Below are 13,555 nucleotides of genomic sequence, written 5' to 3' on the forward strand. Positions count from 1 at the left end.
TCGCGGGCTGCGGCGCGGCCGATAGGGTGGGTGCATGTCGATCGAGCAGCCTCCCCAGAACCCGAACTCTCAGCCCGTCCCGCCGGTAAGCGCGCGACCCCAGCCAGGCTCAGCGCCGCAGGGGGGTTACGCGCCGCAGGGTGGTTACGCCCCGCAGGGTGGCTATGCCCCGCAGGGTGGTTATGCGCCGCAGGCGCCGCAGAAGCAGTCGCGCCCGGTTGACAAGGGCATCCTGCGCCAGGTGATCTTCGGCGGCGCTGTCGTGGTCGGGTTCGAGGCGGTCACCGGCATTCTCGGGCTGATCGGCAACGCGGTCTACGGACTCTTCGGTGACCGGTTCATCTACTTCGTCATCTCTCTCGTCGCCGCCGCCGTCTTCGCCGGACTCGTCGCGGTCAGCGCGCTGTACGTCGCACCTCTCGAAAAGGCGCGCACCACTGTCGAACTGCTCAAGAAGATCGCGATCGGTGGCGCGGTCGGCCTCGCCGGACTCGTCGTCATCAACCTCGTCTGGGCTGTCATCACCGGTGGTTCGTACCTCGGAGAGACCATCTTCAGCTCGGCAATCGTCGGGTCGCTGTCCACTGCTCTCATCTACACGGCACTCTTCGCGCTCGGAGTGCTCATCGCGCGCGCCGTTCCTGCTCGCCAGCAGGCCCCTGCTGCACCGGCAGGACAGTTCGGTGCTCCTCAGGGCTACGCCCCGCAGCAGCAGGCTCCTCAGGGGTACGCCGCCCAGCAGGGTCAGGCCCCTCAGGGCTATGCTCCCCAGCAGCAGGCACCCCAGCACCCCGCCGCTCCTCAGGGCCAGCAGCCGCCGCTCCCGCCACGGCCGTAATTTCGGTGGTTTCGAGCGCGCACACCGAGAGCGTCGGGCACAGCTGGAAGCCCGACATTCTCGGTGAGCCGTTCGAACAGCTGACGCTCGACCTGGACTCCGATTTTGAGGGGCCCATGGTCGCGACGCTGGTGCGCCACCGGGAGGTGCCGCTCCGTCGTATTGCGTCGATGCTCAACGACGAAGCCGCGGCTCGCGGCTGGGACGTGCTCTATGTGCACGGCTGGTCCGATTACTTCTTCCAGACCGAACTCGCCGAATTCTGGAGCGCCCAGGGGGCGAGGTTTTTTGCCATCGACCTGCGCAAGTACGGGCGGTCGCTCCGCGAGTACCAAACGCCCGGCTACATCACCAACCTCGCTGATTACGACGAGGACATCGAGGCGGCCCTGACGGTCATGGGCCACGGGATCGGCGAGCAGCCAACCCGCCGCCTGCTCCTGATGGGCCACTCGACGGGCGGCCTCACCGTGTCGTTGTGGGCTGACCGGCATCCGCAGCGGGCGCAGGCCCTCGTGCTCAACAGCCCGTGGCTCGAGTTTCAGGCGGGCGCGGTCGGGCGCAGGGCGCTTGCGCCGCTCGCGACGATCGGTGCGCGGCTCGACCCGCGGGCACCTCTGCCGAACGTTGACCTCGGGTTCTATACCCGCGCCGTATCGAGCGCGATGGATGGCGAGTGGGACTACAACACCGAGTGGCGGCCGGCGCGCGGGTTTCCGACCCACCCCGCGTGGCTGGCAGCGATCTTCGCCGGGCATCAGCGCGTCGCCGCAGGCCTGTCGATCGGTGCGCCGGTGCTCAGCATGATGTCGTCCAGGTCGACCCTGTCGGTGACCTGGACGGAACGGATGCTCGAGAGCGACAGTGTGCTTGTCATCGATGAGATCGCCGAACATTCGCTCCGGCTCGCCCCGACAGTCACCGTGGCGAAAATCGACCGCGCCATTCACGACGTGCTGCTCTCGGCCGAACCCGTGCGCGCCGTCGCGTATGGGCAGATGGTGCAGTGGGCGCGCGCGTACCTGCGCTGACCGCATCCGCTCCTGCACTGACAGCATCCGCCTCACCGGCGTGGACGTTACTCGAGCTGCAGCGCCAGCCACAGGTTGGTGCGGGCCTCGAAGCTCCGAAGCTCCCGCCCGGTGAGCTTCTCCACGAGGGCGACCCTGCTCTTCAGCGTGTGCCTGTGGATTCCGAGCTGTTTGGCCGCAGGGTCCCACGACCCGTTGTGTTCGAGCCATACGCGTGCACTCTCGACGAGGGTCGTGCCTGTGGCCGCATCATGCTCCCTGACCGGACGCAGCAGCGCCCTGGCGAGCTCCGCCGCCGACGTTTCGCGAAGGAGGCCAGCGAGGCTCCCGGAAACGAGGGCACCGAACTCCAGAACGGATGCCTCACCCGCTTTGTCGAGGGCGCGCACGGCCTGCTCCACACCCGTCGCGGTCGCCGCCAACGGGAGCGGATCGGAAATCCCCACGGCGAGGGAGTGCGCGAGGCTCAACTCGTCCGCGAGTGCGACGGCATCCTCTGCGGCCACGCAGACGTACACTCGCCCGTTCTCCGCCGCGAGGAACGGCTCACCACCTCGGCGGACGTCGAGCTCGGACACCAGCGCATCGCGGGAGCCCTGCGGCGCCAGCGCGAGCACGCGAACGGGTTCAGCCGGGAGCACTCCACCCAGCTGCGAAACGATCCGCTGCGCGAACGCCACATTGCCCTCGAGCAGGGCCTGAAAGAGCCCGCCACGCAACCGTCCGTGCGCGCGGCCGAGCTCCCGGGCTTGCTCGATGGCCAGCCCGACCAGGGCAACGACGCTCGTCACGACACTCTGATCTGCCGCGTCCAGCGGTTCGGCACCCGCTGTGACGAGCACACCGCGAAGCTCCCCGCGGCGGCCGAGAGTCTGCAGCGAAGCCTGGCCCGCGATGTCGCTGATCGTCGAACTGGACCGTTGCCCGCGTGCAATCAGCCGTCCGGCTTCAGCGTCCACGCGCGTTATCAGTTCGGGAACATCGAGGTGCGCCAGAACGGATGCCTCGTCGACAGTCACGGTTTTCTGCCCGCGGTAGTCGTAGAGGGCGACCCAGCGACCCAGCTGGCGGGAGAGTTCCGCGAGAACCGCGGTAACCGCATCCGGTTTCAATGCGGCGAAGGAAATGGCGCGCTGCGCATTGAGCGCCCAGGTGTCGCGGGCATGCGCGGCCTCGGCGATGAGGTCGGCAACCGAGCGGACGACCGCGATGAACGGTACCCGGTACGGCACCTCGAACAGGGGCATGTCGGCCCCGTCGCACGCCGCGATGAGACCGTCGGGCGTCGCGGCGCGGACCACCTCACTTCCGAACCCGATACCGAGTATGCCGTGGTCGGCGAGCCGCTCGACGTAGCCGGAGAAGGTGGCAGCTGTCGCTGCCTCGAACTGGGTGCCAGTGGTGAGCACGAGGTGCCCGGCGCCGAGGAATGGCGTCGGGTCGGCGAGGTCGGAACTGTGGATCCAGGAGACGGGTTCGGAGAGCCTCGACGAGTCGTTTCCGGCGAGGAGCCGGAGCCCGAGGCCCGCGTTGTGAAGCAGGCCGTGCACGGTGGGTTGCATGGCCTCAGCGTACGCGGAATTGCCAGACTGGCAACTGGTGCACAAGTCATGGCCACTTTGTCAGTTCCGGGGAGACCCGCTCGCTCGTACGCTTGCTACACCGACAGGAGCCCCATGCCACTCACCACACAGGTCACCGGAGGGCCGTCGCTCGCGCAGGAGCGGCGGATCGTCACAGCGATCCCCGGCCCGCGGTCGCAGGAACTCATGGCCCGCAAGCAGAGCGCGATCGCCGGAGCGGTCGGAACCACCATGCCGGTCTTTGCCGCAGCCGCGGGAGGCGGGGTCGTCGTCGACGTCGACGGTAACTCGTTCATCGACCTCGGTTCGGGCATCGCGGTCACCGGCGTCGGCAACAGCGCGCCGCGCGTGGTCGAGGCCGTACAGGCGCAGGTGGCTCAATTCACCCACACCTGCTTCATGATCACGCCGTACGACTCCTACGTCGAGGTCGCCGAGAAGCTCAACGAGCTCACCCCCGGCGACCATGAGAAGCGCAGCGCCCTGTTCAACTCCGGCGCCGAAGCCGTCGAGAACGCCATCAAGGTGGCGCGCAGCTACACCGGCAAGCGGGCAGTCGTCGCATTCGACCACGCCTATCACGGGCGAACGAACCTCACCATGGCGCTCACCGCCAAGTCGATGCCGTACAAGAGCGGCTTCGGCCCGTTCGCCTCCGAGATCTATCGCGCCCCGATGTCGTATCCGTTCCGCGACGGCCTGAGCGGCCAGGAAGCCGTGAAGCGGGCGATCTCGATGATCGAGAAACAGGTCGGAGCGGCCAACCTCGCCGCGATCATCATCGAGCCCATCCAGGGTGAGGGCGGCTTCATCGTCCCCGCCCCCGGCTTCCTCCCCGCGCTCGCCGAGTGGGCCCGAGCCAACGACGTGGTGTTCATCGCCGATGAGGTGCAGACGGGCTTCTGCCGCACCGGTGACCTGTTCGCCTCGGAGCACGAGAGTCTCGTCCCCGACATCGTCGTCACCGCGAAGGGTATCGCCGGCGGCCTCCCGCTCTCCGGGGTCACCGGGCGTGCCGAGATCATGGACGCCACACACGCCGGTGGCCTCGGCGGCACCTACGGCGGCAACCCGCTCGCCTGTGTCGCCGCGCTTGCCACCATCGAGACGTATCTCGCCGACGACCTCGCCACCGTCGCCCGCTCGATCGGCGAGACCGTCACCTCGCGTTTCGCCGCAGTGCAGAAGACCGATCCTCGCATCGGCGACATCCGTGGTCGCGGCGCCATGATCGCCGTGGAGTTCGTTGACCCCGAGACGCATGAACCGGATGCCGCGCTGACGAGCGCCATCGCCAGGGCTGCAGCGGCGAACGGCGTCATCGTCCTCACCTGCGGAACGTACGGTAACGTCATCCGTTTCCTGCCCCCACTGTCCATCCCCGACGCGCTGCTCTCCGAAGGCATCGACGTCGTTCTTTCCGCACTGGAGAACGCATGATTTCCGAATCCGCCCTGCTCGCCAAGATCCCGACCGGATTGTTCATCGGCGGTGAGTGGCGGTCGACCCAGAAGACGATCGATGTGAAAGACCCGTCGACCGGTGCCGTTCTCGCGTCGATTGCCGACGCATCCGCCGAGGACGCGACAGCAGCGCTCGACGCCGCCGTCGCCGTGCAGGACGAGTGGGCGGCAACGGCCCCACGCACCCGGTCGAACATCCTCCGCAAGGCATTCGATCTGATGCAGGAGCGCCGCGACGAGTTCGCGCTGCTCATGACGCTCGAGATGGGCAAGCCGCTCGCCGAGTCCAACGGCGAGGTGACCTACGGTGGTGAATTCCTTCGCTGGTTCAGCGAGGAGGCCGTGCGCATCACCGGCCGCTACGGCGTCAACCCCGAGGGCACCGGCCGTACCATCGTCTCGCAGCACCCGGTCGGGCCGTGCTACCTCATCACCCCGTGGAACTTCCCGCTCGCGATGGCGACCCGCAAGATCGCCCCGGCGCTCGCCGCCGGCTGCACGGTCGTGATCAAGCCCGCGTCGCTCACACCGCTGACCACGCTCTACTTCGCAAAGCTGCTGGAGGAGGCGGGACTCCCCGCCGGCGTCGTCAACGTGCTCACCACGAGTTCGTCGAGCGCCGTCACCGAGCCGCTGCTGAACGACCCCCGCCTGCGCAAGCTCAGCTTCACCGGATCGACTCCCGTCGGCCAGAAACTGATCGAGCAGTCGGCAAAGAACGTGCTCCGCACCTCGATGGAACTCGGCGGCAACGCCCCGTTCATCGTCTTCGACGACGCCGACCTCGATGCCGCTGTCGACGGCGCCATCGCCGCGAAGTTCCGCAACGTCGGCCAGGCCTGCACGGCGGCCAACCGGTTCATCGTGCACGAGTCGGTCGCCGGGGAATTCGCGCGCCGCGTCACCGAACGGGTCACGGGCTTCGGCATCGGCCGCGGTACCGAGGAGGGCGTCACCATCGGCCCTCTCATCGACGACAATGCGGTGACCAAGGCCAGCGAACTCGTCGACGACGCCGTTGTGAAGGGTGCCACGCTCCTCACCGGTGGTTCCGCTCTCGACGGGCAGGGCACATTCTTCGAGCCGACGGTTCTCACCGACGTGCAGGCGGGTTCGAACATCCTGCGCGAGGAAATCTTCGGCCCAGTACTCGCTATCGTTCCATTCAGCGAAGAAACGGATGCCATCCGGCTGGCCAACGACACCGAGTACGGACTCGTCAGCTACGTCTTCACGAAAGACCTCGCCCGCGGACAGCGGATGATCGACAAGCTTCAGACCGGCATGATGGGGCTCAACGTCGGTGTGATCTCCAACGCGTCTGCCCCGTTCGGCGGAGTCAAGCAGTCGGGAATCGGCCGAGAGGGCGGGGTCGAGGGAATCCACGAATACCTCTCGACCAAGTACACAATGACACCGATGTCGTAAGACGCCGGGCCACGAGAGAGGAAGAACAGTGACGTTGCTCCAGAACTACATCAACGGAAGCTTTGTCGACGCTCAGGGAACCGAGACTCTCGAGGTGGTGAACCCGGCAACGGGGGAGGTCGTCGCGGTGTCGCCCATCTCGAACGTCGCCGATGTCGACACCGCGTTCGCCGAGGCAAAGACGGCATTCTCGACCTGGAAGCGCACAACGCCGAGCCAGCGGCAGGCCCTGCTCCTGAAAATTGCGGATGCCATGGAGGCGAACGCAGACGAGCTCGTCGAGGCCCAGCACCGGAACACCGGTCAGCCACGGGAGACGATCCGGGTTGAAGAGGTGCTCACGGGCGCCGACCACCTGCGGTTCTTCGCCGGCGCCGCGCGCGTGCTCGAGGGCAAGAGCGCGGGGGAGTACCTCGAGGGGCACACCTCGTTCGTGCGGCGCGAGCCGATCGGCGTCGTTGCGCAGGTGACACCGTGGAACTACCCGATCATGATGGCCATCTGGAAGATCGCTCCGGCGCTCGCTGCGGGCAACACGGTCGTGCTCAAGCCGAGCGACACGACGCCAGAGTCCACCCTGGTTCTCGCCCGGCTGACGCAGGGCATCCTCCCCGACGGCGTGCTCAACGTCGTGCTCGGAAACGGGAGCACAGGACAGCTGATGACCGAGCACCCCGTGCCCGGGCTCGTGTCGATCACCGGCTCCGTGCGCGCCGGAATGGCGGTCGCGGCATCCGCTGCCAAGAGCCTGCACCGCGCGCATCTGGAACTCGGCGGGAAGGCTCCGGCCGTCGTATTCGCCGACGCGGACATCCCTGGTGCCGCTGAGGGGATCGCCGGCGCCGGCTACTTCAACGCCGGCCAGGACTGCACAGCGGTCACCCGCGTGCTCGTGCACGAGTCGGTCGCCGACGAATTTACCGCTGCGCTCGTCGCGGCAGCGGAAGCGACGACAACGGGCGACGCAGAAGACCCCGACGCCTACTACGGCCCGCTCAACAACGCATCGCACTTCGAGAAGGTGTCTGCGGTGATTGACGACCTGCCCTCACACGCGAAGGTGCTGACCGGGGGCCACCGCGTCGGTGACAAGGGCTTCTACTACGCGCCGACCGTCATCGCCGGGGTCTCGCAGATCGACGCCTGCGTGCAGGAGGAGACCTTCGGCCCCGTGCTCACCGTGCAGACCTTCGCCTCAGAGGAGCAGGCCGTCGAGATGGCCAACGACGTGGACTTCGGGCTCGCATCGAGCGTCTGGACGACGGACCACGGCACCGCGATGCGGATGGCGCGCGACCTCGACTTCGGCGCTGTGTGGATCAACACCCACATTCTGCTCGCTGCCGAGATGCCGCACGGCGGGTTCAAGATGTCGGGCTACGGCAAGGACCTGTCGTCGTACGGACTCGAGGACTACACGCGAATCAAGCACGTCATGAGCGCGATCGGCGAATGACGATGCCGGATTCCAGGGAGCACAGCATGACCGAACTGCAGCGAGACGTCGTCATCATCGGGGCGGGAGCGTCGGGACTGTCCGCAGCTCACAAGCTGCGCGAGGCGGGACTCAGCGTCGCCGTGCTCGAGGCCCGCGACCGGGTCGGCGGCCGGCTCTGGACGAACGACATCGAGGGGGCGATCCTTGAGATCGGCGGCCAGTGGGTCTCTCCCGACCAGGATGCACTCATCGAGACGCTCGCGGAGCTCGGGCTGGAGACGTATTCCCGGTACCGCGACGGCGACAGCGTTTACATCAACGCCGAAGGAACGCTCACCCGGTTCACCGGCGAAATCTTCCCCGTCGAGGCATCGACCCAGCGCGAGATGGAACGGCTCATCGGTGTGCTCGACGAACTCGTCGCTGAGATCGGCCCGCGCGAACCGTGGGCGCACCCGCGCGCCGAAGAACTCGATTCGGTGACCTGGATCGAGTGGCTCGAGGGCCAGACCGATGACATCGAGGCTCGCGACAACATCGCGCTCTTCATCGCGGACGCGATGCTCACCAAGCCGGCCCACAGCTTCAGTGCGTTGCAGGCGATCCTGATGGCGGCATCCGCCGGGAGCTTCTCGAATCTCGTCGATGCCGACTTCATCCTCGACAAACGGGTGATCGGCGGCCTGCAGCAGGTGCCGCTGCTTCTCGCCGAGAAGCTCGGCGACGACGTGTTCCTGTCGCAGCCGGTACGCCGGCTTGAATACGGCCCGGACGGGGTGCGTGCCGTCGCCGACGGGATGACCGTATCTGCCCGCCACGCCATCGTCGCTGTGCCACCAAACCTCTACACGCGGATCGACTTCCAGCCGCCGCTGCCCCGGCGCCAGCAGCAGATGCACCAGCACCTCTCGCTCGGGCTCGTGATCAAGGTGCACGCGGTTTACGCGTCACCGTTCTGGCGGGATGCCGGACTGTCCGGAACCTCGTTCAGCCCGTACGAGATCGTGCACGAGGCCTACGACAACACCAACCACGACGACCCGCGTGGCACCCTGGTTGGATTCGTGTCCGACCAGAAAGCAGACCGGCTGTTCGCCCTCCCCGCCGAGGAACGCAAGAGGATCATCCTCACGTCGCTGTCGCACTACTTCGGTCAAGACGCACTGTTACCCGTCGTGTACTACGAGAGCGACTGGAGCAGCGAGGAATGGACCCGCGGCGCGTATGCCGCGAGCTTCGACATGGGCGGCCTGCACCGGTACGGCGCCGACCTGCGCTCACCGGTCGGACCGATCCACTGGTCGTGCAGCGACCTGGCCGCCGAGGGGTACCAGCACGTCGACGGTGCCATCCGGCGCGGGTGGGAAACCGCCCAGGAAATTCTCGACGACCGAAACTAACCAACCCGCACCTCCCGCTGTACCCGATCGCAAAGGAGCGACTCGACATGCGATACCTCGTGGGCTACACCGATACACCCTCCGGCGAGGATGCACTCAACCTCGCCGTGAGGCTCGCGCGCTCCATGAACCGGGGCCTCGACATCGTCATCGTGCTGCGAAGCGCGGCGCGGGCGGCGCTCGTGCCGGTCGATGCCGGCTACGAGAAGTTCCTGCACCGGGCCGCTGAGGACTGGCTGCACCACGCGCTCGCCTTCGTGCCGAGGGACATGGATGTGCGGGGTCACATCGTGTACGCCGAGTCGTTCGCGCAGGGTCTGCTCGACGCGAGCCGGGACCTCGAGGCGCGGATGATCATCGTCGGTGCCGCACGCGGCGGACTGCTCGGCCGGTTCACGGTCGGCAGCGTCGCCAATGCGCTCCTGCACTCGGCTGTCGTGCCGGTCGCGCTGGCACCGGAGGGATCCGTCTCCGAGATCGGACTCGACGGGATCACCCGGGTCACCTGCGCGGTCGGCACACGTACCGGCGCGAAGGAACTGCTCGATGCGGGGATTCTCGCGGCGAGGGCCGCGAAGGTGCCGCTTCGCCTGGTGTCACTGGTCGCCCTCGATTCCGACGGCGTGGACACGCCACCGGCCGTTCGTGCGCGGGCCGAGGAGCACGCCGCGAAGACCGTCGCTTATGCGGCCGAGCACCTGCCCGACGATGTCGACGTGACCGCGCTGACGGCATCCGGAAACCGGATCGAAGATGCGGTGGCCGCGCTCGACTGGGATCCGGGTGAGGTCGTTTTCGTCGGATCGAGTCGGCTCGGGCAGCCGAGGCAACTGTTCCTCGGGACGACGGCGGCGAAGATGCTTCGCGAGCTGCCGGTTCCGATGATCGTGGTTCCGCGCGACAGCGTTCTGACGGTTGAGGACTGAGGCTATGACGAGCCAGAAAACCGAACACGGTCTCTCCAAGAAGGGCCTCAGCGCCGGTTCGGTCGGCCTGATCGGCGCGGTTGTCATCGGCATCTCGTGCATCGCCCCTGCGTACACGATGACGGCGGCGCTCGGCCCGACGGTGTCCGAGGTCGGGCTGCAGGTGCCGGCCATCATCCTCGTCGGCTTCATCCCGATGCTGCTCGTCGCCTTCGGTTACCGCGAACTCAACCGGGCGATGCCGGACAGCGGTACCTCGTTCACCTGGGCAACCCGGGCGTTCGGGCCGTGGATCGGCTGGATGACGGGATGGGGCCTCATCGCGGCCACGATTCTCGTGCTGTCGAATCTCGCCGGCATCGCCGTCGACTTCTTCTACCTCATGCTCGCGCAGATTTTCGGCAATCCCGACCTGGCTGACCTCGCGCTCAACCCGGTGATCAACGTCGTCACCTGCCTCACGTTCATGTTCGTGGCCACGGCGATCTCCTACCGCGACATGCAGACAACCCAGAAGGTGCAGTACGTTCTCGTCGGCTTCCAGCTGATCGTGCTCGTGATCTTCGGTATCGCCGCGTTCATCCACGTCGCCAACGGGTCGGCGTTCGATGCCGTCCCGGTGAGCCTCGAGTGGTTCAACCCCTTTGCCGTCGAGTCGTTCAGTGCGTTCGCGGCGGGACTCTCGCTGTCGATCTTCATCTTCTGGGGCTGGGATGTCACGCTGACGATGAACGAGGAAACCCGCGGCTCGAGGTCAACACCCGGGCGGGCGGCGACCCTCACCGTGTTCATCATCGTCGTGCTGTACCTGCTCATCGCGACGGCGTCGATCAGCTTCGCCGGCATCGGAACGGGGGAGTTCGGACTCGGCAACGAGGAGATCCAGGGCAACGTATTCTTCGCGCTGGCTGGCCCCGTACTCGGGCCACTCGCCATCCTCGTCTCGATCGCGGTGCTCTCCAGTTCGGCGGCATCCCTGCAGTCGACGTTCGTGTCGCCGGCGCGGACCCTGTTGGCGATGGGCCATTACGGCGCGCTGCCCGAGCGGTTCTCCCGGGTGAGCCCGCGGTTCCTCACGCCGGGCTTCGCGACGATCGTGTCGAGCATCGTGGCGAGCGCGTTCTACGCGATCATGCGATTCGTCTCGGAAGACGTGCTGTGGGACACGATCACCGCTCTCGGCATGATGATCTGCTTCTACTACGGGCTCACGGCGTTCGCGGCGGTCTGGTACTTCCGCAGGCAGGTCTTCGCGTCGACGCGGAACTTCTTCTTCATGCTGCTGTTCCCGCTCATCGGCGGAGTCATCCTCGCGGCGCTGTTCTTCACGACAATCATCGAGAGCATGGACCCGGAGTACGGTTCGGGGTCGAACATCGGCGGGGTGGGTCTCGTCTTCATCCTCGGGATGGCGGTCATCGTCTCGGGCATCGTCATCATGATCATCCAGGCGATCCGCCGGCCGGCGTTCTTCCGGGGCGAGACGCTCGGCAGGGGAGTCTCTGACGGGAAGGAAGACGAGGAGCTCGACGAGCTGCCGGTGTAGCGCCACCGCGAACGGGCCGGTCCGTGGTTGAGTTATCCGCGTGAGTTCGAATCTGCCCCTCGCAACACCGAGCGCTACACATCCATGTTTCCGCTACAGATGCTTCTGCAGCGGAAACATGGATGTGCCGCGCTCGCATCGAACTGCGTCAGGACCGGTAGAACTCGACGGTGTCATCGAGCGCGGTCTCCCAGTCGGTCGCCCGCACACCGAGTTCGCGTTCGGTCTCCGTGGCATCCGAGAGGAACGGGGCGAGGAACTGGTAGCTCGACGCCGCCACCTCCCGCATGACGGGATTGACCGCTCCGATCGTCGAGAGGAGCCGGCGCGGGATTGCCGAGATCGAGCCCCGGACGCCGTACCGCTCGTTCACCTGGTGGCAGATTGCCGTTCGACTGAGGTCGGTCGCGGCGGGAACGTGCCAGATGCGCCCCCAGTCACCGTCGAACCTGCTCGCGGCGACAACGGTGCTGGCCAGGTCAGGAAGATATGCCCAGCTGTGCGCGAGCGCCGGGTTGCCGATGGCCCACGATCGTTTGCTGTGGAGGATCGGTTCGAAAAACCGGGTGCCGAGGTGGGCATCCGCTCCCGCTCGAGGGCCGAAGTAGTCACTCGCCCGCACCTCGACGGCACGCACATCACCGCGCTGGGTTGCCGCGCGCAGGGCGGCCCACACGTCACGGCGGACCTCACCCTTCGACTCGGCGGGCTGCTCGGGGGTGGTCTCTTTCATCGGCATGCTTGCGTGACCGTACGAGTACAGATTGCCGACCATCACGATGCTTGCACCGGTCAGTCGAGCGGAACGGATGACGGCGTCGACGATCGGTGGCCAGTCGCTGCGCCACCGATGGTAGGGAGGGTTGGTGCAGACCACGATCGTCGAGCACCCCTCCGCGGCGCGGGTTAGTGCGCCGGCGTCTGAGGCATCGAGTGGGACGGCGGCAGCGCCCGGGAGCTGGGTCGCGGACCGCGTGCCAACGGTGACGGTTTCACCGCTGCCGAGGAAGGCGCTGGTGACCGTCGATCCGACGGCGCCAGCACCGAGGACGAGAACGCTCACGACGACTCCATCTGCAGGGACTAGTGGCGCGAGTTTAGTCCGCTGCCCGTGACGGTGTCTCTGTTCCGTCAGAAATGGCTGAAGCAGCACGTGCTCCGCCACAAACGGTTGCGGTGTGTCGCGAAACCCAACCGTTTTCGTCCACGCAAGGGGCCAGGCCCGCGGGCGAACAGGCATCCGCGCGCGCAACCCTCGCGGGCAGCTCTAGCGGAAGTTGATGAACTGCAGGTCGATGTCGAGGTCTTTGCCCTTGAGCAGCGCGATCACTGACTGCAGGTCGTCGCGGCTCTTGGACTGAACGCGCAGTTCGTCGCCCTGGATCTGGCTCTTGACGCCCTTGGGTCCCTCGTCGCGGATGATCTTGTTGATCTTCTTCGCGTTCTCCTGGGTGATGCCATCTTTGAGCTCCGCTTCGATGCGGTATTCCTTGCCGCTCGCGTACGGGTCGCCGGAGTCGAGGCTCTTGAGCGAGATGCCGCGCTTGATGAGCTTCGTCTGGAAGACGTCGAGAATCGCCTTGACGCGCTCTTCGCTGTTGGCCTTCATGAGGATCTTGTCGCCGGACTGGGCGATGGACGCCCCGGTGCCCTTGAAGTCGTAGCGCTGCTCGATCTCCTTGTGCGCCTGGTGGAGTGCGTTGTCCGCCTCCATCTTGTCGACCTTGCTAACCACGTCAAACGATGAATCTGCCATGGCCCCATGGTACGTGTTTCCGCGGTCAGGCGGGGTGAGCCTGCGTCGGGCAAGCTCCCGGGCAGGAATGCGAAGATAAGCGGATGCTGTCTGCCCGCCTTGCCCTTGCCGCCGGTGTCGTGGCATCCGCTCTGCTGCTCAGCTCG

Annotated in this window: 11 protein-coding genes; 8 read left to right on the top strand and 3 right to left on the bottom strand. The window is 66.5% G+C overall.

Features of this window, described 5'->3' with window-relative positions:
• The first annotated feature begins 34 nt into the window (after nucleotides 1-34).
• Nucleotides 35-838, top strand: coding sequence for a hypothetical protein (locus AC1C2N_RS00920; RefSeq protein WP_495432493.1), 804 nt, complete (start codon nucleotides 35-37; stop codon nucleotides 836-838).
• A gap of 5 nt (nucleotides 839-843) precedes the next feature.
• On the top strand, nucleotides 844-1,869 hold the full coding sequence (locus AC1C2N_RS00925; protein ID WP_483405157.1) for an alpha/beta hydrolase: 1,026 nt from the start codon (nucleotides 844-846) through the stop codon (nucleotides 1,867-1,869).
• A gap of 47 nt (nucleotides 1,870-1,916) precedes the next feature.
• On the opposite strand, the gene AC1C2N_RS00930 is transcribed toward AC1C2N_RS00925, so the two are convergent.
• Nucleotides 1,917-3,431, bottom strand: a complete 1,515-nt coding sequence (locus AC1C2N_RS00930; protein WP_495432494.1) for a PucR family transcriptional regulator — start codon at nucleotides 3,429-3,431, stop codon at nucleotides 1,917-1,919.
• A gap of 114 nt (nucleotides 3,432-3,545) precedes the next feature.
• Here AC1C2N_RS00930 and gabT point away from each other — a divergent pair, with 114 nt between their 5' ends.
• From gabT to AC1C2N_RS00960, 6 genes are read left to right on the top strand one after another with little or no spacing between them, the layout of a single operon-like run.
• On the top strand, nucleotides 3,546-4,892 hold the full coding sequence (gene gabT / locus AC1C2N_RS00935) for a 4-aminobutyrate--2-oxoglutarate transaminase (protein ID WP_495432495.1): 1,347 nt from the start codon (nucleotides 3,546-3,548) through the stop codon (nucleotides 4,890-4,892).
• A complete protein-coding gene (locus AC1C2N_RS00940; RefSeq protein WP_495432496.1) occupies nucleotides 4,889-6,343 on the top strand; it encodes an NAD-dependent succinate-semialdehyde dehydrogenase in 1,455 nt (484 codons plus the stop codon). Before gabT ends, AC1C2N_RS00940 begins: the two co-directional genes overlap by 4 nt.
• A 28-nt stretch (nucleotides 6,344-6,371) precedes the next feature.
• A complete protein-coding gene (locus tag AC1C2N_RS00945; RefSeq protein WP_495432497.1) occupies nucleotides 6,372-7,799 on the top strand; it encodes a gamma-aminobutyraldehyde dehydrogenase in 1,428 nt (475 codons plus the stop codon).
• Nucleotides 7,800-7,825: 26 nt separating this feature from the next.
• Nucleotides 7,826-9,181, top strand: coding sequence for a flavin monoamine oxidase family protein (locus AC1C2N_RS00950; RefSeq protein WP_495432498.1), 1,356 nt, complete (start codon nucleotides 7,826-7,828; stop codon nucleotides 9,179-9,181).
• 47 nt (nucleotides 9,182-9,228) lie between these two features.
• A complete protein-coding gene (locus AC1C2N_RS00955; protein ID WP_495432499.1) occupies nucleotides 9,229-10,107 on the top strand; it encodes a universal stress protein in 879 nt (292 codons plus the stop codon).
• Nucleotides 10,108-10,111: 4 nt separating this feature from the next.
• On the top strand, nucleotides 10,112-11,653 hold the full coding sequence (locus tag AC1C2N_RS00960) for an APC family permease (protein WP_483405164.1): 1,542 nt from the start codon (nucleotides 10,112-10,114) through the stop codon (nucleotides 11,651-11,653).
• Between the two features lie 148 nt (nucleotides 11,654-11,801).
• On the opposite strand, the gene AC1C2N_RS00965 is transcribed toward AC1C2N_RS00960, so the two are convergent.
• Together AC1C2N_RS00965 and AC1C2N_RS00970 are read right to left on the bottom strand one after the other, a co-directional pair.
• Nucleotides 11,802-12,716: an NAD-dependent epimerase/dehydratase family protein gene (locus tag AC1C2N_RS00965; RefSeq protein ID WP_495432500.1), complete on the bottom strand. Its 915-nt coding sequence runs from the start codon at nucleotides 12,714-12,716 to the stop codon at nucleotides 11,802-11,804.
• A 204-nt stretch (nucleotides 12,717-12,920) separates the two neighbouring features.
• A complete protein-coding gene (locus AC1C2N_RS00970) occupies nucleotides 12,921-13,409 on the bottom strand; it encodes a YajQ family cyclic di-GMP-binding protein (protein WP_108390083.1) in 489 nt (162 codons plus the stop codon).
• Nucleotides 13,410-13,555: the final 146 nt, after the last annotated feature.

The sequence above is a fragment of the Mycetocola sp. Y791 genome (genome assembly GCF_059445325.1).